The following is a 24,529-nucleotide window of genomic DNA, read 5'->3' on the forward strand; positions in this document are numbered from 1 at the left end:
TACAAATTATGACACTTGTATTAGTCATACTATTCATAACCATAGCCTTATTCATTTGGGGAAAATTTCCGCCAGACGTAGTAGCCCTTATTGCTATGCTCTCTCTATATCTCTTTGGCATTTTAGAGGTAAAAGAAGCCTTAAGTGGTTTTAGCAATACTACCGTAATCATGATAGCCGCATTATTTATTATTGGTGAAGGTTTATCTAGAACTGGGTGGACTGCCTTGGCGGGTAAATTCTTTGTAGAATGGGCTGGTAAAAGTGTTCCTAAACTACTAGTAATTGTTACCATGGGTGCTAGTATCCTATCTGGTTTTGTTAGTAACACCGGAACCGTTGCGGCCTTATTGCCCGTAACTGTATCCGCGGCCTGGAATGCTGGCACCCTACCCTCTAAATTATTAATGCCGGTAGCCTTTGGCTCAAATACTGGCGGACTTTTAACACTAACGGGGACTCCTCCAAATATTATTGCCAGTAACGCCTTGGTAGAAAACGGATTTGAAGGTTTTTCCTTTTTTGAATTCGGTCTAATAGGTTTGCCTTTGTTATTGGTAGCTATTTTATACTTCCGTTTTATTGGGCATAGGTTATTACCCAAAAACAAAACTGCTAACAAGCCAGTAGATTTAGATGCTGAAATGCTGAAATGGATGGAAGGATATAGTATTGGAGATAATCTTTACCGATTTAGGATTCGTTCCATGTCCCAGCTAATTGGCACTCAAATGGGCGATTGGAATTTTGAGGATAATTACAAAGTATGCATTATGCGACTTAGACGTAGGCATCCTAGTCCGTTACAACAAAAAACACCACTCTTTGTAGAATTACCAGGCCCAGATACTGAAATGCGGTACCATGATATCATTACGGTAAAAGGCGAAGCAGCAGCTGTAAACCAACTAATGCAAACCTATAGCTTAGGTATTTTGCCAGCCCCATCAGAAAAAGACGGATTAAAAGAAGAGTTTATAAACCAAGAGGTAGGTATGGCAGAAATGCTCATTACCCCAAAGTCCATGTTTGTTGGTAAAACTATAAACCTTGGTCAATACCTTAAAAAATCTGGGGTGCAACTCTTGGCAGCTTCAAGAAACAATAGACCTTTAAAAGGTAAAATAACCATAAATGCAGGAGATGCCTTTGTGATAAGAGGACCCTGGGAGAATATTGAATCGCTCCAAAATTTATATGAAAATGTGGTAATCATTGGTAGTCCAGAGGCTATGGCTAAAAATGTTACGGCCCTTACACCCAAAAGCTTTATTGCCATGGGTACTTTATTGCTCATGATTATCTTATTGGTATTTAAAATTTTACCAGGAGCAATAGCGGCTTTATTATGTGCGGGTATTATGATGCTTACACGCTGTGTACCCATTTCTAAAGCATATAAAGGCATCAGCTGGACCAGTGTAATCATGATAGCGGCCATGATACCCATGGGCATAGCGCTACAAAAAACAGGCGTGGCCCAATTAGCAGCAGAAAATTTAGTAAGCTTTTTGGGCACTTGGCATCCCGTTGCCCTTTTAGGCGGTATTTTCCTATTAACAACTGCCTTTAGCCAAACCATTAACAACTCGGCAACGGCCGTACTTATGGCCCCTATAGCCTTGATTGCCGCTACCACTTTGGGCGTATCTCCAAAACCGTTTTTAATTACCGTGGCCATTAGTGCATCTACGGCATTTTTAACCCCGGTAGGCACTACCACCAACGCAATGGTTATGACGGCTGGCGAATACAAATTCATGGATTACGTAAAGGTTGGCGGGCCCTTACTGCTACTCTTTTTTATAACAACACTAATACTAATTCCCCTTATATGGAATTTTTAAAAACCTTAAAAAACAACAACAATGGAAACAGTTATGGAAAACACTAAAAATTTAGAACAATACGGCCTTAAAAACACTAAGGCAAATTGGAATTTAGACGGAGAAACCCTTCAAAAAATTACGCTTGAAAAAGACATGGGGGTAGAAACTGAAAATGGAACCTTAGCCATTAAAACAGGTAAATTCACTGGTCGTTCACCAAAAGACCGCTTCTTGGTAAAAGATGAATATACTAAAGACAAGGTATGGTGGGGAAGAATTAACAAACCTATTAGCCCAGAAAATTTTGACCTATTAGAAACAGAGATTAAAAACTACCTTTCTGGCAAAGAAGTATTTGTTAGGGATGCCGCAGTTTGTGCAGATCCACAATATACTATGAACGTACGTGTGGTAACAGAATACCCATGGTCTAACTTTTTTGTTAAGAACATGTTCTTACGTTTATCAGAAGCAGAATTAGAAAATTTTGAAGAAGATTGGTTGGTGCTTTGTGCTCCCGGTTATGAAGCAAAAAACCCAAAGGAATTTGGTATTATAGCTGGCAATTTTTCAATATTAAACTTCACTAAAAAAATTGCTTTAGTAGGTGGCTCTGCCTATACTGGCGAAATTAAAAAAGGTATTTTTTCTGCATTGAATTTAATTCTGCCCGTAGAAAAAAACGTTTTACCCATGCACTGTTCCGCAAATGTTGGAGAAGAAGGAGACACCGCTATTTTCTTTGGCCTTTCCGGTACCGGAAAAACCACCTTATCCGCAGATCCAAAAAGAAAATTGATTGGGGATGATGAACACGGATGGACAAAAGAAAATACCATCTTTAATTTTGAAGGAGGTTGCTACGCAAAAGTTATTGACTTGACCGAAGAAAAAGAGCCAGATATTTACAGGGCAATTAGACCTGGGGCTCTATTGGAAAATATCGTTTTTAAGGAAGGTACCAAAGAAGTAGACTTTTTTGACAGCACCATTACCCAAAATACTCGGGTTAGTTATCCAATAGACCATATAGACAATATCCAGTTACCTTCTTACGCTAGCAATCCAAAGAATATTTTCTTTTTAACCTGTGATGCTTTTGGGGTTTTACCGCCGGTATCTAAATTAACACCGGGGCAGGCTGCCTATCATTTTATATCTGGTTACACCGCCAAGGTGGCTGGTACTGAAGCTGGTATAACAGAACCCGTACCTTCTTTCTCTGCTTGTTTTGGAGAACCGTTTATGCCGTTACACCCTACCAAATATGCAGAAATGCTAAGTAAAAAAATGACAGAAGCAGGTGTAAATGTTTGGTTAATAAACACGGGTTGGAGTGGCGGCCCTTATGGGGTAGGTTCTAGAATTAAGCTAAAGTATACACGTGCCATGATTTCTGCAATTTTAGAAGGCCAGCTAGCCGATGTAGATTTTGAGGCACACCCAATATTTGGTTTACATATGCCTAAATATTGCCCAGGAGTACCTTCAGAGATTTTAGACCCAATGAATACATGGTTGCAAAAAGGTGCTTATATTAGTAAAGCAATACAATTGGCACATTCTTTCCATATAAATTTTGACAAATTTGCCAGTGAGGCATCTGATGAAATTTTAAATGGAGGCCCGCTAATTGATTCACATCATAGTTTGGCAGAACACTTTTAAAAAACATAAAACCTATGTTCCAAATTAACCAATTGGGAACACCCAAAATAGAATCCCCCTTACAGTTAAGTACTGTTAAGGGGGATAATATCTTCAATTTTATCAAAGATGAGGATAAACTTATTTATGACCTTTCCCTAGAAAACTACCAACAATGCATTGCGGATGGTATTGCACCAGTTTGGTTAGAAAAGGCGGGACCTAGACAATTTTTACATTTTGACCCCAAACATACAAAAGCCGCTATTGTTACCTGTGGCGGTTTGTGCCCTGGGCTTAACAATGTAATTAGAGGTATAGTAATGGCCTTACATTACTTTTATAATATAAAGGATATTCTGGGCATACGTTACGGTTACGAGGGTTTAAACCCAGAGGCGGGCCATGAATTTTTAAAATTGACCCCAGATGTGGTAAAAGATATTCACCATCACGGTGGCACTATTTTAGGTTCTTCCAGAGGAGGCCAAAGTGTAAGTACCATGGTAGATACCCTTGTTGCAAATAAGGTTAATATCCTATTTACTATTGGAGGTGACGGCACCCTAAAGGGAGCTAATGCCATTGGTGAAGAAGTGGCTAAACGCGGGGCGAACATAAGTGTTGTGGGTATACCTAAAACTATTGATAATGATATTGATATAATTGACAAGTCTTTTGGGTTCGAAACCAGTTTTGACATTGCCAGCCCTATAATTAGAGATGCTCATAATGAAGCTGCTGGAGCCCTAAATGGTATTGCCATTATAAAAGTGATGGGTAGGGACAGTGGATTCATCGCCGCATCTGCAACCTTGGCTATGCCAGAGGTAAATTACGTATTGGTGCCAGAAATGGAATTTAACCTTTACGGTGAAGCTGGTTTTTTAGAGCTATTGAAAAAACGATTATTGGATAAAAAACATGCGGTAATTGTTGTTGCAGAGGGCGCAGGGCAGCATTTGATACAAAAGGAAGCGGAAGTTAAAGATGCCTCTGGTAATGTACAACATGAGGATATTGGTGTCTTCTTAAAAGATAAAATCAAGGATTATTTTGCCAATAGCCTACCTGTAACCATTAAATATATAGACCCTAGTTACATTGTACGTAGCGCACCTGCAAATAGTAGCGACAGTATTTTTTGCAGCAGTTTGGCATACCAAGCAGTACACGGGGCCATGGCTGGCAAAACTCAGTTTGTGGTGGGCAAGGTAAACAACAAGTTTGTATACCTACCTATAGCGGCAGTTACCACAAAACGTAAAAAGATAGATTTAGAAAGCGAATTTTGGTTCGCCGTATTACAAAGTACGGGCCAACCTTTCTCTTTTTAGTTGGTTAACTATTAACTTAATAGAGCACCTTTTGTTGCGCCAATTAAACTATCATTGTATATGTTCTGGACCATAACAATACTACTCTACGTGTTACTTGCCTTTGGTATAGTAGCTAAACTTCTAATAAATGGCATGCGCCCAAGCAAGTCTCTTGCCTGGTTGCTTGCCATTTTTACCATTCCCATTGGAGGCATTTTACTGTATCTAATGGTGGGGCGTAATAGAAGAAAAAATAAACTTTTTACCCTTAAGGACGATTTTACAAAAAACCTGCCAGAACCTCCTAGGTCTAAACCTACTGAAGATGTAAAACAACATAGAAATTTAGTAAACCTTATTTATGGTAGTTGTGGTTACCCATTAACCTGCAACAATAGCGTAGAGATACTAAGAGATGGTAAAGCCACTTTTGACTGTATTTTTAACGCCTTAGAAACCGCCAAGGATCATATACACATACAATATTACATTTTTGAAGACGGCGAATTGGCAGAACGCTTTTTTAAAATTCTAGAAGCCAAAAGAAAAGAAGGGGTTGGCATACGCGTAATGTATGATAGTGTGGGAAGCTTTTCTTTGGATGAATCTTACAAAAAACGATTGGACGATATTGGTGTGGAAGTGGGCCAATTTTTACCCTTTAGATTAGGCAAATTTATTTCTTCCTTAAATTATAGAAATCATAGAAAAATTGTGATTATCGATAATATTATTGGGTTTACCGGAGGTATAAACGTATCTGATAAGTACCTAAAAGAAGATACGGAAATTGGTTCTTGGCAAGATACCCACATGAAGATAGAAGGCGATGCCGTAAATCTTTTAAATCGGATATTTTTAACCGATTGGTACCTTGCTACGGAAAAAGAAGTAAAAATACCAAGCAATACCCTTAAGAAAGAAATTCGGCATAAAATTCCGTTACAAATAGTACCCAGCGGACCTGACGATGATTTTGCGGTAATGGAACAGGTTTATTTTAAAATTATAAACAACGCCAAAGACTATCTATACATTGTAAATCCGTATATAATTCCCAACCACGCTATTTTACAGAGTTTGCAAACGGCGGCCTTAAGCGGTGTAGACGTAAGGTTATTAATTTCTGCGACTACAGATTATAAAATGGTAGATTGGTGTGTACGCTCTTATTTTGAAAGTTACCTAAAATCGGGGATAAAAGTACATTTGCATCCAGATGCTTTTATCCATAGTAAGATTATGGTAAGTGATGATAAAATAGCAAGTATTGGAACGGCAAATTTGGATAATAGAAGCCTACAACAGAACTATGAGACTAATGCTATTATCTATCACGAAGCCTTAAGCAAACAAGTAAAAGAACAGTTTTTAAAAGATTGCGAAAGCGCCATAAGATTATCAGATTTTGATGCCTACCATAAGCGCTCTAAACGAAAAAAATTACTTGAGGGCGCAGCAAAATTGTTAAGTCCTATGTTATAAAAAGCGTACTGAATTTAGCTGTGAAGTTCCAACTGAATAGGTTTAAATTTTGCCAAAGATGCGCCACAGGTAGGGCAAGTAAATAAAGAAGGTAGTTGATTAAAGGCCGTGTTCTTAGGTATTTTATTCTTTTTATCCCCCACAACATCGTCATAAATGGTGTAACAATTCTGGCATTGGTGTACCTTTCTGCCTTTATCTTTGGGTTTATTGGGCTCTTTTTGAATTGTTGGCTCGGCAACCTTATACAGCTGTTCAAAATATTTTTTACTTAGCTCCATAAGCAGGCCACTCAATTCTACCTTGTCTACATCTTGGGCATAAACTATATACGTATCCGTATTTGGGTCAAAATTTTTAAAGTGTAGTACATTGTAAGAAGGTCTAACCTCAAAATCCGCTACCAGTTTAGGTGGCGCATTCTTTTCTATTACAATGGAAGAAAAATGTGAGCGTTTGCCTACATCGTTACTAATACCAAAGGTTAGCCCATATGTACTAATATCATTCTGGTCAAAATTTCGTAATAGGAACCTTTTTAACTCAAATGCTTCTGCATCATCTACGGGCAAATGCCAGTTCATCTCTAATTGTGAATGGCGAACGTTAATACCGTTTAAACCTAAAAATCGTTCCAAAGCGGGTCTACTTTGGGTTTTAATTCCTTTTACAATCAAGGATTTCCATGGGGTTATACATATCTTACCAATACCATTGTCCAAACAAAAGCCGCAAAATTCTTTTAAAAATTTTAAATTGTAGCGGTTATTACGCCAATAAAGTCCTAACCAATATTGGTCTAGCCCCATTCTGTTCATCCCCTCATAATAAGGAAAGGTTAAATAGGGCGTTTGCAAAGGCTCTTGTATGTTTTTGTTGTTCGTTTCTAATTGCTGATTGATGATGGTAAACAACTGGTCTACATTATCGATTCCCGTAAACACCTCTTCTATAACTTTGGCAATCTTTACAATATCCCAGCTATAGATCAATACCGGGTAAAAGGCCTTGTTCTTCCAATGGGGAAGCATAACATTTAGATACCAATAATCTTCTTCTGCAGAGGCTATGAAGTTAAGGTTACCACTAAAAAGGGGCACCAACCGCTGTTTTGGGTCCGCAATGTTTATTTTTAATTTAGGTTGATAATTAAATTGCTCTAACAAATACAAATATGTAGACCCTTTCAACCAATGGGTCATATCAAAAATATCTGCTGAAACGTAAGAGCATACAATGTTTTGATAGGTTCTATCTGCAACAATGTTGGTATTAAACTCAGACAACAGTTCTAATTGCTTTTTACTTTTATGAGGTAGTGGAAAAAGTAAATCTTGGCGCGAGCCAAAATACACTTCTTGCAGGCCAGCAGCCTCTAGCATGGCAATACTATCCTTTAATTCGCCCGGCGAAGTAACCCCACCTTTAAAAAATATGCGATGTAAATCGTCATTCATAGCTTTAGGTTTATACCGTTTGCAATTGTGCTTCTAAAATAGCTTTCACTTCTGGTTTACAACTACCACATCCCAAGCCCGCACCTGTTTGTGCAACTAAATCTGTAAATCTGGTGCAACCACCTTTTATGGCCTTTTCTATATTGCCTTGCCCCACTTGGCTACAAGAGCAAACCAGCTTACCTAGCATAGGTTCGCCAGAAGGTGCACCACGTAGCAATTCGTCACGTTTTTCAGAGAGTTCAATTTCCTCTTCTATTAATCGTTTAAACTCGGCAAACTCATTTTTATCGCCTATTAGGATGGCACCTTTTAAAATATCGTTTTTAACGATACACTTTTTATAAAACCGTTTGTGCACATCCATTAGAATAATTTCTTGGTATGTATCATCATTTTTAGGAGCATTGACCATTCCAATACTACAGAGGTCCAAATCATCAAACTTTAAAATATTCATTAGTACAGAACCGTTGTAAATGCTACTTAAATCGCCTAAAATATAATTGGCCGCCACATCTGCTTGTTGCTCCGCCGCAGAGGTAATTCCAAATAGACTACCCTTAAATTCGGCAATCTCTCCCATAGCAAATATACTGGGGTCACTAGTTTGTAGGTACGGATTAACGACCACTCCTCTACCCGTTTGCAAGCCTGCATTCTTGGCAATATCCATATTAGGCCTTGTACCAATAGCATACACTATGGCATTACAATGCAGTGTACGCCCCGTTTTTAGGTTTATTTGCAAGCCATGGGTACTGTCTTCGGCATCAAAAATGGTACTTACCTCATTATCAAAATAGATTTTAATACCCCGCTCTAGTACATCTTCTGCCAATAATCTACTAGCTATTGGATCCAATTGGCGCTCCATTAAACGTGGCGCACGCTGAATAATACTAATTTCTAAACCAATTTTTTTTAGTGATGCCGCTAACTCCAGTCCCAGCAATCCACCACCAACAATAGCTACATGTTGTTGCTCATTTGCTAGCCCCGTTTGTTTTAAGTAGCTTTTTAATCGGTCTGCATCCCCTTTTTCACGCATGGTAAAACGACCCGGCAAATCCATACGTACTCCTTGCGGAACAAAAGCTCTACTCCCTGTTGCCATAATAAGCAAATCATAAGGATGTTTCTGCCCAAAATCGTCATAGACTATCTTTTTCTGAGTATCTATTTTCTGAATTCCATTTTTAGCATATAAAGTAACTTGAAGTTTTTCTAATTCGCCTTCTTTAAACTTTTTTAAGGCCTCCCAACTTAAATCTTCATTCACATATTCTGGTAATAAAACCCGATTATAGAACGGGTTTTCTTCTTTAGAAAAAACGGATATCGTGTCGGTCTTATTTTTATCTCTATAGGTTTGAATAAAGCGGTAGGCAGCCGCCCCTGCCCCAATAATCACCAAATTCTGTTTGGCTTTTTTGTATTTTTCTACTTGTACGGCACTGTATTTAAAATCGGGTTCCTTAGAAATTGGGTCTACCAAGGCGTGGGTTAAATTATTGGCACGGCTAAAATCTTGGTTAAGTATTTTACCCCAGTGCATGGGTAAGAAAACCAACTTTTCCCGTATTTCATAATTAACATTAACCTTGGCCCTAACCGTACCCCGCTTACTTTTAATTACCACCAGGTCTCCTTCTTTGATTCCCCTAACATAAGCATCAACGGCATTCATTTCTAAAAACGGTTGGGGAATATGGGTAAGCAATCTTTTAACCTTACCGGTTTTGGTACGGGTGTGCCACTGGTCTCTTACCCTACCCGTATTTAGTACCAATGGAAACTCTGGGCTTGTAGCTTCTGATTTGTTAAAGAGATTTTGGGGTGCGTTAAACTGTACTTTACCAGATAGGGTATAGTAATTTTGGTTTGTAAATAAACGTGGTGTTCCCGGATGCTCGGCATGTGGTACCGGCCATTGAAAACTTCCTTCTTTTTGCAAGCGTTCATGAGATAACCCAGCAATATCTATATTGCTTCCTTTCGTCATAAGGCAATATTCATCATACACCTCTGCGGCCGACTCATAATCAAACCCTTTAAATCCCATTTCTTGCGCAAAACGCCATAAAATTTCTGCATCTGGTAAGGCTTCTCCGGGAGCATCCAATACTTTAGGTAAATAATTAATGCGCCTTTCGCTATTGGTCATAGTGCCTTCTTTCTCTAACCAACCCGCTGCAGGCAAAAGTAAATCTGCGTATTTAGTGGTTTCAGAATTATGGCTTATATCTTGTACAATTACAAAATGGGCTTTTTCTAGCGCCTTTTCTACAAGCTTAGCATTAGGTAAACTCACAACAGGATTGGTACAAATAATCCATACGGCTTTCATTTTACCACTTTCCAAGGCTTTAAACATTTCTGTGGCCGTGTAGCCAGGTTCTGCTTGGATGGGCCCACTGTTCCAAAATTCTTGTACGGCCAACCGGTCTTTGGGGTTACCTAAATCTTTATGAGCTGCCAGTAAACTTGCCATACCACCAACCTCTCTACCACCCATGGCGTTGGGCTGCCCGGTTAAAGAAAATGGTCCGCTACCGGGTTTTCCAATTTGCCCAGTTAAAAGTGAGAGGTTTAATAAGGATACGTTTTTATCTACCCCAATAACACTTTGGTTAAGCCCCATGGTCCACATACTTATAAAGCCTTTGGCGTCTGCAATATACCTAGCTGCTTTTCTTATGTCTTCTACAGGAATACCACACAAGTTTGCCGCTTGTTTTAAAGACAATTCAAAAGCCTTTTGTTTGCAAGCTTCAAAATTTACGGTATGCTTGGCTATAAATCCTTTATCTATTTTTTTCTTTTCTATAAGCCATCTTGCCATGGCATTGAATAGGATTACATCGGTTCCCGGTAATATTTGCAGGTGCAAATCTGCCAGAGCACAACTTTGGGTTTTACGTGGGTCTACCACAATTATCTTAACCTTAGGATTTTTTTCTTTATGCGCCTCTATACGTCTAAAAAGGATGGGGTGGCACCAAGCTGGGTTAGCTCCTGCAATTAAAAAACAATCTGCCAATTCTATATCTGCATAGGCAATGGGCACGGCATCATTACCTACCGTTTTTTTATACCCTACTACGGCAGAACTCATGCATAAACGCGAGTTGGTGTCTATATTATTGGTACCAAAAAATCCTTTGGTTAATTTATTGGCTAGGTAATATTCTTCTGTAAGGCATTGCCCAGAAACGTACATACCCACACTGTTTGGGCCGTATTTTTGAATTATACTTTTAAAAACAGCAGCACCTCTTTTAAATGCCACATCCCAAGAAACCCGTTGTCTAGCATGGTTTTTACTCCACTTCATCTCTGGATATAGAATGCGGTCTGTAGTATCTTGTGCTACATAATTCAAGGTTTTGCCTTTGGAGCAAAGCATTCCTTTATTTACCGGGTATTCCTTGTCCCCTTCTACGGTTAAAGTACCTTTTGGGTCTTTGTGTACAACCATGCCACAACCCACACCACAATAGGAACATACAGTTTTATGCGAGGTAGAATTTTTCATAATCAAAGGAGTTGCCAATGCTTATGGAAAATTAAAAAAATACGTATAAATACGTAGTGATTATATCATAAATATGTGCCCTAAAAATGGAGTTTCAATAAAAATTAAGGGCAAACAGAAAGAATTATTTAAAACGAGCTAAGATTATGTGTTCTTGCTTTTTTAGTTAGGTCGATAAGGTTTTTCACCTCCATTTTTTTCATAAGGTTAAACCGATGTGTTTCTATGGTTCTTTTGCTATTTTGAAGCTTTTCTGAAATTTCTTTATTGGTATAGCCTTCTAGTATCAGCTCCAATACCTTTAATTCTTTTTTGGTTAAATCGAATGGTATTTCGGCTTCTACTTTTTCTGCAGGCCCATTAGAATTAGCGTTAGCAAATAAATTGTTCACCAACACATTGGAAATATCGCCACTAAAATATTTACCGCCGTTTTGTACGGTATGTATTGCTTTGATAAACTCTGCCTTGTCCGTATCTTTTAACAAATATCCGCTGGCACCAGCCTTAACCGATTTAAGAATGTACTCCTCAGAATCGTGCATAGATAAAATGATGCATTTGGTTTTAAGGTCTTTCTGCAGATTTAATTTTTCTACCGCTTCTATACCACCCATTTTTGGCATGCGAATATCAATAATTAACAAATCCGGGGCTTTCTGCGCTACCACATCCAAGGCCTCTAGACCATTGCTGACTTCTGCAACTACATCTAAATCTTGTTCTTCTTCTAGTAGCGCACGAATACCATCTCTTACCAAAGCGTGGTCGTCTGCCAAAACAATTTCTATAGTCTGCTGCATAGTTTGTGGGTCCATAACGCAAATGTAATTGAATTATCTATAAACTAGAAAAGGCCACATTGCCTAAGCAACATGACCCAATCGAAGCAATGTGTTACTTTTATTTTTCTGCTGTAGTGAAAAATTTAGGTTTTATGATAAGCATGGCCCAAGCCCAATTTTGAGAACTTGCCGCATCTGCTTCTGCCACCCCTTTAAGCTCGTACATACCATCTGAAGGAAATAAGTGCGAATAGCCCACTTTTAAGGCAAAACCTTTAAAGCCTTGGGAATACACCAAATCTAATTCGGTTCCCAAAGATTTTTCTCCGCTTGGCAACTCTTCTGCTCCAGAGAAATTAAGCACTTTTGCCATAAGGCTGCCTTTTTCTCCCAATTTAAAATTAGCACTCAAGTGCACATCCGTTAGCCCTACAGAATTGGCGTGATTACCTACGTAGAAGTAATCCATAAGGCCATTAAACTTATGGTTTGTACCATATAATGGAAAGAAAGCTCCCGTTTCCCCTGCGGTTTCGCCATCATTACCGCTAATAAATTCAACCCCGGCACCTAGTCCAACTTTGGTTGATGCCTTGTAGGATACATCTAACCCTAGTAAACTAGCTCCTTTAACTTCTAATCCGCCTTGGCGCTCTCCAGATTGGAAATACGCATTAGCTGCAACACCAAAACTACCTTTGTTGTATTTAAGGTGCACCCCAGCAGTAAACAAATTATTTAAACCATCTGCAGCTCCTTCATCATCAAAATTTTGGAAACCATTATTCATTAACAAAGCACTCCCAGAAAACGAATCCCACTTTTGGCTCAAGTGCAGCATTTGCATTGTTTTATAGCTAAAGAATCCGGTGGTGTTGTACGCCGTACCTACAGATTGAAACCCTGTTGGGTTATCAAAATCTTGGTTAAAAGCAAAGGCAAAATCCATCTTAAATTTATCCTTACCGTATTTTATTAAAGCGGCATCATGATTACGACCTTGTTGCGCCCAGTCTAAACCACCTAAAATACGTTGGTCATCATAAGACAATACTTGTCGCCCTAATTTGGTAGACCAACCAGAACCTAGGTTCAATTCTGCCCAGGCTTCAAAAACAGCAAAAGAATCGTTTTGGTCATCTGGTAAAATTTGTCTGTTCTCTCCCCAAACCAATACATCTTGTATGCTTAAGAATACATTAAAGTTCTCGGTTTTAAGGCCTGCGTTTAATCTTGCCCTTGTAGAAATGGCAAAGCCCGGGTCTGCCGCATCTGGAATTATACTTCCAAATCCCTTTCTATATTCCGTACGTGGTCTAAACTGACCATCTAGAGTAAACTGTGCTTGGATGGTGGCAAGGCAAAAGATACCTAGGCCAATAGTACATATTAGCTTTTTCATACTGATTAAATGTTTGGGTTATTTAGTTTTTTATTGGAATTTTTAGTGTTCTAAAAAATCGATTAAGTGTTTTCTATACTTGTAGTAATCGGCATGTTCTAAGACCGATTTTCTGGTTCGGGGACGCTTAAATTCTATAGGCAAAACATCTCCAATTTTAGCTCTTGGCCCGCTGGTCATCATTACTACACGGTCTGCTAAAAAGATAGCTTCGTCCACATCATGGGTAATCATCACCGCAGTAATTTTTTCCTTATTCCAGATTTCAATTAAAATATCTTGCAATTCGCCACGGGTAAGGGAATCTAACATTCCAAACGGCTCGTCTAACAATAATACCTTGGGTTTTATAGCAAAAGCTCTTGCAATACCAACACGTTGTTGCATTCCTTGAGAGAGTTCATTCGCCTTTTTATGAAAAGCTCCTTCTAGCCCTACCTTATCCAGATAATACATGGCGATATCTTTTCTTTGGGATTTGCTGGCATGCGGAAAAACCTGATTTACCCCCAACAATACGTTTTGTAAAGCCGTCATCCATGGCATTAAACTGGGTGCCTGAAAAATAACACCACGGTCTGGGCCTGGGCCTTTTATAGGACTTCCCAAAACCGAAATGCGTCCATCAGAAATAGGATTTAGCCCTGCAATCATAGAAAGCATCGTGGTTTTTCCACAACCGGAATGCCCAATAATGGTCACAAACTCTTCTTTTAATATCTGCAGATTTAAATGTTCTAAGACTACATAATCGCCTTTTGGCGTTGGGTACACCTTTTTAAGGTCGTTTAAATCTAACATTACGTTGTCTGACGGAAATGTTATACCATTTTGATGGCCAAGTGCTTTTTTAGTAACTTCTACAACCATGATTTCTTTTTTTAGAGATTAGGCAACAAAACTTTTAGGGGCCACATCTGGCAAAACATACTCCTTCTTAGAGGCAGATTTACGCGCTTCTCCAATACCCATGAGGTATTCAATAATAGCGTTACGGGTCTTTTTGTATTCTGGATTATCATTTAAAGCCGTTTTATCTCTAGGTCTGTCTATATTTATTTTAAACTCTGGACCTAGGGTTGCATTAGGTCCAGGTTTTAGTGGTATAATACGGTCTGCCATATAAATACCTTCGTCCACATCATTGGTAATTAACAATGCCGTACGCTTGTCCTTACTCCAGATTTTTAAGATTTCATCTTGTAATTTCCCTCTGGTCAAGGCATCTAACGCGCCTAAGGGTTCGTCCATGATTATCATTTCTGGGTTCATAGCTAGCGCTCTGGCAACAGAAACCCGTTGGCGCATACCCCCAGAGAGTTCTTTAGGCCTTTTGTTGATGGCTGGTAACAGATTTACCATTTTTACGTATTCCGTTACGCGTTCTTTTAATTCGGTTTTACTTGCTTTTGGAAAAGCTTCTTTCACCGCCATAGCTACATTTTGCCCCACGGTAAGCCATGGTAAAAGCGAGTAATTTTGAAAGATAACACCCCTTTCATGACTGGTACCTTTTACAGGTTCGCCTTTAAACAGCACTTCTCCACTAGTAGGATTTAGCAAACCATTAATTAAGTTGACCAAAGTAGTTTTACCACTACCGGTAAAGCCTACAATAGCAACAAATTCGCCCTCTTCCATACTTAGGTTAATGTCTGTTAACACCTCTGTTGCATCTGCTCCCGTGCCGTAGGTCTTGTTGATATTATTTAGTTCTAAATACGCCATACCCCTTCGATTTAAGCTGTTGCGTTTTTGTTGAAAGACACCATATTTTGTATGGTTAACATGATACGGTCTAGCAAGAAACCGATTATACCAATGATGAACATGGCAACAATTATTTTTGAGTTAGAATCATTGGCGCCATTCTGAAACTCTTCCCATACAAAAGAACCTAATCCAGGACTTTGCGCTAAAAGTTCGATAGCAATTAATACCATCCATGCTACGGATAAGGTAATTCGTAACCCTGTGAATATTAAGGGTAAAGACGAGGGTAATATCACCTTAAACACCTTTTGGATTGCTCCTAATTTTAGAACCTTTGCTACGTTAATGTAATCTTTATCTACTGTTGATACGCCCATAGCAGTATTGACCAAAGTTGCCCACATGGCACAAAGCCCAACACTAATAAACGAGATGATAAATGCACTATCAGAGTCTGAATCTTTGGTCATTGTCTTTACAATCATGAACACCAAAAGCAACCAAACTACGGGAGATACAGGCTTAAAAATCTGAATTAACCAGTTAAAGCTATTGCGTAAAGTTGGACTCAAACCTATAATAACACCAACAGGTACTGCAATTACTAATGCTAAAAGGAAGCCAGCAAAAACCGTTTTTAAACTGGTAAAAATTTGGTCAACAAAAGAAGGCCTACCCGTATACGTAATTGGCGCCTTACCTTCTGCTTCTCTTTTTTCATTTAAAGCAGCGGTTTTAGCTTTAAATTCAGCCTTGTCTGCACTAATGGTTTTATGGTCCGCAATGAGGGTGTTGAACGAAGTCCAAACCTGAGCAGGAGACGGCAAGGTGTTGGGTTGACAGCTTACATCACCAGAAGCTATACACGCCGCCATCTCGTCTGCCGCGGCTTGACCTTGGTCGGTTAATGCTTTCTCAATTTTATAATCGGCCTCTATATTAAATAGTGCTTTAGCACCTATATGCCATAATCCTATGAATAACAATATGGATGCAAGCGGTATTAATACCTTTCTTAAAAAGGTCTGCACGTTCCATTTAGGCATTTTAGGTAGCAGCTTGGTCGCTACAGCTTTTACTGTAGCACCAAACTTTACATTATCATCTTTAACAACAGTAACACTTTGCTTCATGGTGAGTTCGTTTTAGAGTGATGAATCGTCTTTATTTCCTATCTCAAAACTGTTGATGTACCCTATTGGGTCTTTAGCGTCATACGTTTTGCCATCTATAAAATCTGTAGTTGCAGGCTTGTAACCATCTGTAGCAGGAATATCACTAGCAGGTATTTTACCTTCTGCCACTAAGGCTTCCGCAGCCTTTTTCCAAATGTCTGGTCTGTAAATATCCTTGATAGTTTCATCATACCAAGCAGCTGGCTTTGTATCTGGAATTTGCCCCCATCTTCTCATCTGCGTCAAGAACCAAATACCATCAGAATAGAAAGGATAAGTAGCGTTATACTTGTAGAAAACATTAAAATCTGGCATAGAACGCTTATCGCCTTTTTCAAATTCGAAAGTACCCGTCATAGAATTGGCCAAAACAACCTCATCTGCACCTACGTATTGCGGCATAGATAAAATCTTTACAGCTTCTGCTCTGTTACCAGGTTCATCTAACCACTTACCAGCTCTAATCAATGCTTTGGTAACTGCTGTAGCCGTGTTTGGGTTTTCTTCCACAAACTTTTTAGTCATTACAAATACCTTTTCTGGGTTGTTCTTCCAGATATCATAATTGGTAGTTACTGGTACACCAATACCTTTAAAAACCGCTTGTTGATTCCAAGGCTCCCCAACGCAATACCCATAAATAGTACCCGCTTCTAGGGTAGCTGGCATCTGTGGTGGTGGAGTAACAGACAACAATACTTCTGCATCTATTTGTCCTTGTACGTTATCCGCAGTGTATAATCCAGGGTGTATACCCGCGGCAGCTAACCAGTAGCGTATTTCATAATTATGTGTAGATACTGGGAAAACCATACCCATTTTAAAGGCCTTACCGCTATTCTTATAATCTGAAATCACAGGTTTTAAAGCATCTGCTTTAATAGGATGTACTGGTTTGCCATCTTCTCCTTTTGGCACGTTTGGCTTCATTTTAGACCAAACATCATTAGAAACCGTAATACCATTTCCATTTAGATCCATGGAAAATGGCGTTACCAATTCGGCCTGTCTACCAAAACCAGCACCTGCTGCAATTGGTTGTCCTGCTAACATGTGAGAACCATCTAATTGACCATCAATAACACGGTCTAAAACGTTTTTCCAATTAGATTGTGCTTCTACAGAAACAAATAAACCTTCATCTTCAAAAAAGCCTTTCTCTTTAGCAATGGCTAAAGGCGCCATGTCTGTCAATTTAATAAAACCAAATGTCAGCTGTGGTTTCTCAATCTCTAAAGCGGTAGAAGCTGTTTCTGCTTGCGCTAAATCTTCTCCCTTTTTCTCTTTTTTTCCTCCGCAGGCTACAAGTGCAGCCATAACAAGAAAAGCGGATAATTTTTTCATAATCGTTTTCATAAAGCGGTATTGTTTAAATGGTTATTCTAATTCCTTACGTTGTAAATGTACGTATGAAAATATATTTAACTACGTATTATTACGTATTTATACTTAAAATTGCAGATTATTATGTGATTGAGAATCTAAGTAGGGGGATTTTTGCAGAATGCAAAAAAACCAAGGGATAAGATTTACAAATTGATAATTTAAAGATTTGAATTACAGCACAGAATCTAATACCCGCTGTATATCATCCTCAAAAAAGAAGTTATGCTCTGCAACTACATCACCTATTATAAGTATGCCTGGTTGCGTAACATCCATAGTGTTAGAAAGATCTGCCATGGCGCCTAATGTACCCATAGTACAACTTTCATTTTCTAAGGTCCCATTTTGTAAAACAGCAAAGGGCGTGGTCTTGTCTTTATGTTGTAGTAGCAATGCTGCTAAAGCTTTCATTTTACGTATTCCCATAAGTATAATCAAGGTTGCAGAAGACTGCGCAGCCAAACCTAAATCCTTAGAAAAACTACCATCTTTTGTAGTAGCCGTAACCACCCAAAAGCTGGAACTTACACCTCTTTTAGTAATAGGTATTCCTTGGCTAGCCGCAACGGCAGTAACACTGCTAACACCTGGAATTACCGTTACAGGAATACCAAATGTATTGGCATAGGCTATTTCTTCCGTAGCTCTACCAAACACGTAAGGGTCACCTCCTTTTAAGCGAACCGCATGCCCGTAAGCAAAAGCACTCTCTATTAACAAGGTATTAATTTCTTGCTGATTAAAACTGTGTTGACCACATCTTTTACCTACGTATATTTTCTTAACAGTAGAAGGAATCTTTGCCAGTAACTTTTCTGAAACCAAAGCATCATACATAACTACATCTGCATCCTGTAAAGTACGTAAACCCCTTACTGTTATTAAATCTTCTGCTCCTGGACCTGCTCCCACCAAACTAATTCTCGCTTCTCTATCTATTGCTCTCATATCTAATTTATTGGGTTAAGATTATTGATTTCGCAACAATGATACGTATTTATTTCGAAATAAAAAGTAATAAATTAAGTAATTATACTTATTTTTGATTTACAAATTAAGTAGAGTCTTATGAAAAATATAATAGTCATTGGCAATGGAATGGTAGGCTACAAATTCTGTGAGAAGTTTGTTGCCACCCAAACTACTGGTTTTACCCTTACGGTTTTTGGAGAAGAACCAAGACCTGCATACGACCGGGTTCATTTAAGCGCCTATTTTGAAGATGAAAATGCTACAAAACTAGAAATGGCTCCTGCTTCTTGGTACACGGACAACAACATCAACCTAATTACCCATAACCGTATTGTAGACATTAATAAAGAAGCTAAAACGGTAACCGACCAACATAACCAACAATATACGTACGACTATTTGGTGCTAGCAACGGGCTCTGTGCCTTTTGTACCTCCTATTAAAGGCGTAGAAAAGGAAGGTGTTTTTGTCTACCGAACTATTGAAGATTTAGAAGGGATGATTGCCTATGCCAAGCACATTAACCAAATTAAACCGAATGGTAAGGCGGCAATCCTTGGCGGCGGACTACTAGGCTTAGAAGCCGGCAAAGCGGTTATGGATATGGGCTTAGAACCCCATGTGGTAGAATTTGCTCCTAAATTAATGCCTAGACAATTAGATGCTCGCAGTAGTAAGGTGCTGCAATTGAAACTAGAATCTATGGGGATTCACATTCACCTAAGCAAGGCCACCAATCAGATTTTAGGAGAAGAAGTAATTACAGGAATGGAGTTTGGTGAAGACGATATTTTGGAAACCGACATGCTCATTATTTCTGCGGGTATACGTCCACGAGACGAACTAGGAAAAAGCTGCGGCTTAAAAATGGGAATCCGTGGTGGTATAGAAGTGAATAACCGTATGCAAACCTCCGACCCTAATATTTATGCCATAGGCGAAGTAGCCTTATACAACCAAATGATATATGGTCTGGTTGCTCCTGGTTATGATATGGCTCATGTAGCCGTACAACAAATTTTAGGGCACACAGATTCCACAATGGCCAGTGATATAGACATGTCTACCAAGTTAAAACTCATTGGTGTAGATGTGGCTAGTTTTGGCACTCCATTTATGCCTGCTGATAAGGGGCTATCCATCATTTTTGAAAATAAAACCCAGTTTCTATACAAGCGCATCAACGTAAGTCTAGACGGTAAAAAATTATTGGGAGGTATAATGGTAGGTGATGCAGCTGATTATAGCATGCTACACCAGATTTACCTAAATGGAATGGCCATCCCAGAAGACCCAGCACAACTTATCTTACCTGCCAGTGAAGGTGGTGGATTGTTGGGAGATGTTATGGATTTACCAGACGAAGCCCAAGTATGCTCTTGCGAAAGCGTTTCTAAAGGTCAAATTTGCAATGCCATAGAAACAGGTGCTGCTACGGATTTAGCTGGTGTTGTTAGCTGTACAAAAGCAGGCACTGGTTGCGGGGGTTGCAAACCTATGGTTAAAGACCTTACGGAAGCCACTTTAAAATCCTTAGGAATAGAAGTTAAAGACCACATTTGTGAACATTTTGATTTTAACCGACAAGAATTGTATTCTTTAATTCAGGTAAAAGGCTATGAAACGTTTAATCAGGTTCTCGATAACCACGGTAACGGCGGTCACGGATGTGAAATCTGTAAACCTGTAATTGCTTCGCTTATGGCTACAATACATGCAGATACGGCCAATAAAGAGTATGCCATACAAGATTCTAACGACCGATTTTTAGCGAATATCCAACGTAACGGTACTTACTCCGTAGTACCTCGCGTACCGGGTGGAGAAATTACACCAGACAAACTTATCGCCTTAGGAGAAATTGCCAAGAAGTACGATTTGTATACCAAAATTACTGGTGGTGTCCGAATCGATTTGTTTGGGGCTACCTTAAACCAGCTACCATTAATTTGGAAAGAATTAATTAGTCACGGGTTTGAAAGCGGACATGCCTATGGCAAATCACTCCGTACCGTTAAAACCTGCGTTGGTAGTACGTGGTGCCGTTATGGTATGGACGAGAGTGTAAGTTTTGGTATTGAACTGGAAAACCGCTACCGCGGTATAAGAGCACCCCATAAAATTAAAGGCGGTGTGTCTGGTTGCATTCGAGAATGTGCCGAAGCCAGAGGTAAAGATTTTGGGCTTATTGCCGTAGAAGGCGGTTGGAATCTCTACGTGGGTGGTAACGGTGGCGCCAATCCACGGCATGCAGAACTATTGGCGGAGCAAATAGACAACCAAACGGTTATTAAATACCTAGACCGCTACTTAATGTTCTACATGCGTACGGCAAAACCTTTACAACGTACTGCAGCATGGCAAGAGCGTTTAGACGGTGGCATGGAATATCTAAAAGAGGTAATTATAGAAGATAAGCTAGGGATTGCGGCAGATTTAGAAGCAGAAATGCAAACCTTGGTCAATAAGTTTGAGTGCGAATGGACACAAGCCGTGAACAATCCAGAAATGATGAAACGCTTCAACCATTTTGTAAACAGCAAAGAAGAAGACGATAATTTGGTTTTTGTACCCATGCGCGAACAAAAAATGCCTCAGCAGTGGCAATAACCTATCAACCTAAAAAACAACCCATGGAAACATTTCTTTCTAAATATACTAAAACCGCTCCGGCAGAAGTCACCACATGGTTCAAAGCGGCTTCGGTAAACGATTTTCCAAAAGATGGTGGTGCCTGTGTAAAATACAAAGACAAGCAGATAGCCGTGTTCAATTTTGCGCGACTCAACCAATGGTTTGCATGCCAAAACTTATGTCCGCATAAATTGGAAATGGTTTTGAGCCGTGGTATGATTGGCGACCACCAAGGCACACCTAAGGTAGCCTGCCCACTGCACAAGAAAACCTTTTCTCTAGAATCAGGAGAAAATTTGAATGGCGATTTACCCGCAATAGCCACCTATCCCGTAAAAATTGAAGCAGGTTTTGTGTATATTGGCTTTTCTGATTAACGTCTGAAAAACCAATACTTATGGGCAACTCCCAAAAATTAGAGCAAGCATTTGCCAAGTTTGATGCTGCTAATGCCAAAGACCCTAATACAGAAGTGGTGAATGGGGAAACCTACCCCAAAGAACTGCTATATGCTGAGCGAATGACCGCAACTTTAAATCGTTTTGAACCCAATGCCACTGAGGCTTTGCAATTAACTGCTCGTTGCCAACACATTTGCCGATGGGAAATACCTAGGGAAAGCTATGAGATGAACCGAACTGGTTATTTGTTATGGCGACAGAATTTAAAGAAATTCCATGCTAAAAAAGCAGCAGATATACTAACCCAAGTTGGCTACGACCAAGAAACCATAGACCGGGTACAGTTTTTATTACAGAAAAAACAACTGAAGCGAGATGATGAAACCCAGTGCTTAGAAGATGTTATTTGTCTCGTTTTTTTAGAACATTACTATGAATCGTTCTTAAGCAAACATGATGATGCCAAAATGATAGGCATATTACAGAAAACTTGGAAAAAAATGTCTGAGAAAGGACATAAAGCCGCTTTGGAGCTCCACTACTCAGAAAAAGGATTGCAATTAATACAACAAGCATTAGCATAGTATATGGCAGTAAACGGGCAGAAGCATCAAACGTTAGATACCCTTACTTTTTTAAGGGTTCGTAAATGGTATATTCTTGCCCTAGCTACTATAGCGTTAACTATTGTTGTTGCACAAATACTTATTCAAAATCATTTAGATTCCCAATTAAGCGATTCCCGAGTTATTAACGTTGCCGGCCGCCAAAGGGCCTACAGTCAAAAATTGGTCAAAGAAAGTCTATTGCTACAAAAAGGTGCGGAAGACACCAGCTTACCAGAACGCTTAAAAGAGACGCTTTATGTTTGGGAAACATCGCACAGCGGGCTGTTATATGGTAATGATAGCATAGGTTTACCTAAAGAGGAAAATCCGGAAATTATACAGCTCTTTACAGAATTACAACCGCACCACACCACCATGGTAGAGGCCGTGAAAAGCATCTTGAAAAAGCAAAAAACTAAGATTAGTATTAATCAAGAGGTGAACACCTTGCTACAAAACGAGCAGTATTTTTTGACCAAAATGGATGCCATAGTAAATGCGTATGATACTATTTCCAAAGAACGCCTGCAACAATTAAAACTTAAGGAATATCTGTTATTGGGTATATCATTGCTGATTCTGTTATTAGAGGTGCTTTTTATTTTTAAACCGATGTCTATCCAGATTAAAAGAACCATTGGCGATTTAATGCAGCGCAGACAACAATCGGAAATGGATGCCCAAAAAATTCAGAAAATTGCAGAAGATAGGCAAGCTTCATTACAGGAACTAAAAGAACTCAATTTTGCCATAGACAATGCCGCATTATTTGCCAGTACAGACCGCAACGGTAAAATTGCCTTTATCAGCAAAAAGTTCTTAGGCCTATTGGGCTTAGAAAAAACACCTGTAAATTCTTACCTGTACGAAGCATTAACGCAAAATGAAGGACAACAACAATATTTGCGCGAGTTACTGTCGTTAAAAAAACGCAACATCCGTACGGAAGAAATAAAAATACAAAACCATAATGGTGAAGAAGTATGGTTAGACATGTCTATTATACCTATGTTCCAAACCACCCTTAAGCAGAGTATTTTAATTCTATGTTCTGACAGTACGGAGCGTAAAAAGAACGAAGCCGAAATTGCGGCCTTGAACCAGCGTAATTACGAAGACCGTATGCAGCAGAAACAAGTACAGGCTAGTTTAATTGTTGCAGGGCAAGAAGAAGAGCGCAAACGTATTGCAAAAGATATACATGATGGTATAGGGCAAATGCTAACCGCCTTACGCTTTAACATACAATCTATAAACTTAGACCATCCAGAAAAAGCTGCAGAAAAAGTAGCTTACCTTAAAGACTTAACGTCTGACCTAATAAAAGGAGTACGCACGGCAACCTTTAATCTAACCCCTCCTGAATTAGGAGACCACGGCATTTTCCCCGCATTGCAGAAAATGACCACAGAATTGGCAAAACTTACTGGACAAAATGTGCTTTTTGAAAATAAAGCTGAAGTAAACATTCGTTTTAATTCGCTTGCGGAAACCAATATTTACCGTGTAACACAAGAAGCCGTAAATAACGCCATTAAATACGCAGAAGCAAATTATATCTTAGTTACAATTAATGTCATGGAAAACCTATTGAGCGTTTCTATTGAGGATGATGGAAAAGGTTTTGACACTTCCATATTAAGTAAACCACCTAAAAATAATAGTGAGGGCGGCATGGGTGTGTTTTTTATGAAAGAACGTATTGGATATATTAACGGTCGTCTCTTTTTTAACTCCAACCCTGGCAACGGCACCAGAGTAACTATTAATTACGATTTACAATATGAAAATTAGAATAAAAGGAAACTCAGTAAGGTTACGCTTAACCAAAACAGAGGTGGAGACCTTTTGTAGAGAAGGCTTCTATACAAACCGAACCGAATTCCCTACAAGTATATTTAGCTATTCTTTGCGGTCCAAAAAAGGAATTTCAGAAATGGAAGCTTCTTTTGAAAATAATGAAATAATCCTATTAATGTCAATTGAAAATTTAGAAACCTGGGCATCATCGTCAATTATTGGTTATAATGCCACCCTGCCATTACCCAATGGAAAAGACCTTTATTTATTAGTGGAGAAAGATTTTGTGTGCATGGATGAAACAGTGGAAGATCAATCTGATAATTACCCTAATCCAAAAGCTATTAATTAAGCTGCAACCGCTTTAGGTTGCAGCTT

The 24,529-nt window shown here is 39.1% G+C and carries 18 protein-coding genes; 9 read left to right on the plus strand and 9 right to left on the minus strand.

What is annotated here, in order from left to right; translation table 11 throughout:
- Window positions 1-8 precede the first annotated feature (8 nt).
- From ACXAGS_RS11855 to cls, 4 genes are read left to right on the plus strand one after another with little or no spacing between them, the layout of a single operon-like run.
- Window positions 9-1,847 (plus strand): SLC13 family permease, encoded by a 1,839-nt coding sequence (locus tag ACXAGS_RS11855; RefSeq protein ID WP_474906971.1) that lies wholly within the window; start codon window positions 9-11, stop codon window positions 1,845-1,847.
- Between the two features lie 21 nt (window positions 1,848-1,868).
- The gene (pckA, locus tag ACXAGS_RS11860; RefSeq protein ID WP_474906972.1) at window positions 1,869-3,497 is read left to right on the plus strand and encodes a phosphoenolpyruvate carboxykinase (ATP); all 1,629 of its coding nucleotides are present in this window, start codon (window positions 1,869-1,871) and stop codon (window positions 3,495-3,497) included.
- 14 nt (window positions 3,498-3,511) lie between these two features.
- Window positions 3,512-4,813, plus strand: coding sequence for an ATP-dependent 6-phosphofructokinase (locus ACXAGS_RS11865; RefSeq protein ID WP_474906973.1), 1,302 nt, complete (start codon window positions 3,512-3,514; stop codon window positions 4,811-4,813).
- 60 nt (window positions 4,814-4,873) lie between these two features.
- The gene (gene cls, locus ACXAGS_RS11870) at window positions 4,874-6,280 is read left to right on the plus strand and encodes a cardiolipin synthase (RefSeq protein WP_474906975.1); all 1,407 of its coding nucleotides are present in this window, start codon (window positions 4,874-4,876) and stop codon (window positions 6,278-6,280) included.
- A 14-nt stretch (window positions 6,281-6,294) separates the two neighbouring features.
- Here the strand turns inward: cls and ACXAGS_RS11875 are convergent, their stop codons facing one another.
- The 9 genes from ACXAGS_RS11875 to cobA form a co-directional block, all read right to left on the minus strand.
- A complete protein-coding gene (locus tag ACXAGS_RS11875; RefSeq protein ID WP_474906976.1) occupies window positions 6,295-7,737 on the minus strand; it encodes a rubredoxin in 1,443 nt (480 codons plus the stop codon).
- A gap of 10 nt (window positions 7,738-7,747) precedes the next feature.
- On the minus strand, window positions 7,748-11,275 hold the full coding sequence (locus tag ACXAGS_RS11880) for a molybdopterin-dependent oxidoreductase (RefSeq protein ID WP_474906977.1): 3,528 nt from the start codon (window positions 11,273-11,275) through the stop codon (window positions 7,748-7,750).
- A 128-nt stretch (window positions 11,276-11,403) separates the two neighbouring features.
- On the minus strand, window positions 11,404-12,078 hold the full coding sequence (locus ACXAGS_RS11885; protein ID WP_474906978.1) for a response regulator transcription factor: 675 nt from the start codon (window positions 12,076-12,078) through the stop codon (window positions 11,404-11,406).
- Between the two features lie 100 nt (window positions 12,079-12,178).
- The gene (locus ACXAGS_RS11890; protein ID WP_474906980.1) at window positions 12,179-13,462 is read right to left on the minus strand and encodes an alginate export family protein; all 1,284 of its coding nucleotides are present in this window, start codon (window positions 13,460-13,462) and stop codon (window positions 12,179-12,181) included.
- Between the two features lie 42 nt (window positions 13,463-13,504).
- Window positions 13,505-14,332 (minus strand): ABC transporter ATP-binding protein, encoded by an 828-nt coding sequence (locus ACXAGS_RS11895; RefSeq protein ID WP_474906981.1) that lies wholly within the window; start codon window positions 14,330-14,332, stop codon window positions 13,505-13,507.
- An 18-nt stretch (window positions 14,333-14,350) separates the two neighbouring features.
- A complete protein-coding gene (locus ACXAGS_RS11900; protein ID WP_474906983.1) occupies window positions 14,351-15,190 on the minus strand; it encodes an ABC transporter ATP-binding protein in 840 nt (279 codons plus the stop codon).
- 11 nt (window positions 15,191-15,201) lie between these two features.
- Window positions 15,202-16,308, minus strand: a complete 1,107-nt coding sequence (locus ACXAGS_RS11905; protein WP_474906984.1) for an ABC transporter permease — start codon at window positions 16,306-16,308, stop codon at window positions 15,202-15,204.
- Window positions 16,309-16,320: 12 nt separating this feature from the next.
- Window positions 16,321-17,694, minus strand: a complete 1,374-nt coding sequence (locus tag ACXAGS_RS11910) for a CmpA/NrtA family ABC transporter substrate-binding protein (protein WP_474906986.1) — start codon at window positions 17,692-17,694, stop codon at window positions 16,321-16,323.
- Window positions 17,695-17,907: 213 nt separating this feature from the next.
- Window positions 17,908-18,684, minus strand: coding sequence for a uroporphyrinogen-III C-methyltransferase (gene cobA / locus ACXAGS_RS11915; protein WP_474906987.1), 777 nt, complete (start codon window positions 18,682-18,684; stop codon window positions 17,908-17,910).
- Between the two features lie 120 nt (window positions 18,685-18,804).
- Between cobA and nirB the strand changes: the two genes are divergently transcribed.
- The 5 genes from nirB to ACXAGS_RS11940 are packed head-to-tail and all read left to right on the plus strand — an operon-like array spanning window position 18,805 to window position 24,503.
- Window positions 18,805-21,318 (plus strand): nitrite reductase large subunit NirB, encoded by a 2,514-nt coding sequence (nirB, locus tag ACXAGS_RS11920; RefSeq protein ID WP_474906989.1) that lies wholly within the window; start codon window positions 18,805-18,807, stop codon window positions 21,316-21,318.
- A gap of 23 nt (window positions 21,319-21,341) precedes the next feature.
- A complete protein-coding gene (gene nirD, locus ACXAGS_RS11925; protein WP_474906990.1) occupies window positions 21,342-21,719 on the plus strand; it encodes a nitrite reductase small subunit NirD in 378 nt (125 codons plus the stop codon).
- Between the two features lie 20 nt (window positions 21,720-21,739).
- The gene (locus ACXAGS_RS11930; RefSeq protein ID WP_474906992.1) at window positions 21,740-22,327 is read left to right on the plus strand and encodes a DUF4202 domain-containing protein; all 588 of its coding nucleotides are present in this window, start codon (window positions 21,740-21,742) and stop codon (window positions 22,325-22,327) included.
- A 3-nt stretch (window positions 22,328-22,330) separates the two neighbouring features.
- Window positions 22,331-24,145, plus strand: a complete 1,815-nt coding sequence (locus tag ACXAGS_RS11935; protein WP_474906993.1) for a PAS domain-containing sensor histidine kinase — start codon at window positions 22,331-22,333, stop codon at window positions 24,143-24,145.
- A complete protein-coding gene (locus tag ACXAGS_RS11940) occupies window positions 24,135-24,503 on the plus strand; it encodes a DUF7009 family protein (RefSeq protein ID WP_474906994.1) in 369 nt (122 codons plus the stop codon). Before ACXAGS_RS11935 ends, ACXAGS_RS11940 begins: the two co-directional genes overlap by 11 nt.
- Window positions 24,504-24,529 lie beyond the last annotated feature (26 nt).

It is taken from the genome of Croceivirga sp. ABH4_376 (genome assembly GCF_056160685.1).

Excerpts from the sequence above, each read along its gene's own strand:
- ACXAGS_RS11855 (WP_474906971.1), top strand. The coding sequence starts at position 9 with ATGACACTTGTATTAGTCATACTATTCATAACCATAGCCTTATTCATT.
- pckA (WP_474906972.1), top strand. The coding sequence starts at position 1,869 with ATGGAAACAGTTATGGAAAACACTAAAAATTTAGAACAATACGGCCTT.
- ACXAGS_RS11865 (WP_474906973.1), top strand. The coding sequence starts at position 3,512 with ATGTTCCAAATTAACCAATTGGGAACACCCAAAATAGAATCCCCCTTA.
- cls (WP_474906975.1), top strand. The coding sequence starts at position 4,874 with ATGTTCTGGACCATAACAATACTACTCTACGTGTTACTTGCCTTTGGT.
- ACXAGS_RS11875 (WP_474906976.1), bottom strand. The coding sequence starts at position 7,737 with ATGAATGACGATTTACATCGCATATTTTTTAAAGGTGGGGTTACTTCG.
- ACXAGS_RS11880 (WP_474906977.1), bottom strand. The coding sequence starts at position 11,275 with ATGAAAAATTCTACCTCGCATAAAACTGTATGTTCCTATTGTGGTGTG.
- ACXAGS_RS11885 (WP_474906978.1), bottom strand. The coding sequence starts at position 12,078 with ATGCAGCAGACTATAGAAATTGTTTTGGCAGACGACCACGCTTTGGTA.
- ACXAGS_RS11890 (WP_474906980.1), bottom strand. The coding sequence starts at position 13,462 with ATGAAAAAGCTAATATGTACTATTGGCCTAGGTATCTTTTGCCTTGCC.
- ACXAGS_RS11895 (WP_474906981.1), bottom strand. The coding sequence starts at position 14,332 with ATGGTTGTAGAAGTTACTAAAAAAGCACTTGGCCATCAAAATGGTATA.
- ACXAGS_RS11900 (WP_474906983.1), bottom strand. The coding sequence starts at position 15,190 with ATGGCGTATTTAGAACTAAATAATATCAACAAGACCTACGGCACGGGA.
- ACXAGS_RS11905 (WP_474906984.1), bottom strand. The coding sequence starts at position 16,308 with ATGAAGCAAAGTGTTACTGTTGTTAAAGATGATAATGTAAAGTTTGGT.
- ACXAGS_RS11910 (WP_474906986.1), bottom strand. The coding sequence starts at position 17,694 with ATGAAAAAATTATCCGCTTTTCTTGTTATGGCTGCACTTGTAGCCTGC.
- cobA (WP_474906987.1), bottom strand. The coding sequence starts at position 18,684 with ATGAGAGCAATAGATAGAGAAGCGAGAATTAGTTTGGTGGGAGCAGGT.
- nirB (WP_474906989.1), top strand. The coding sequence starts at position 18,805 with ATGAAAAATATAATAGTCATTGGCAATGGAATGGTAGGCTACAAATTC.
- nirD (WP_474906990.1), top strand. The coding sequence starts at position 21,342 with ATGGAAACATTTCTTTCTAAATATACTAAAACCGCTCCGGCAGAAGTC.
- ACXAGS_RS11930 (WP_474906992.1), top strand. The coding sequence starts at position 21,740 with ATGGGCAACTCCCAAAAATTAGAGCAAGCATTTGCCAAGTTTGATGCT.
- ACXAGS_RS11935 (WP_474906993.1), top strand. The coding sequence starts at position 22,331 with ATGGCAGTAAACGGGCAGAAGCATCAAACGTTAGATACCCTTACTTTT.
- ACXAGS_RS11940 (WP_474906994.1), top strand. The coding sequence starts at position 24,135 with ATGAAAATTAGAATAAAAGGAAACTCAGTAAGGTTACGCTTAACCAAA.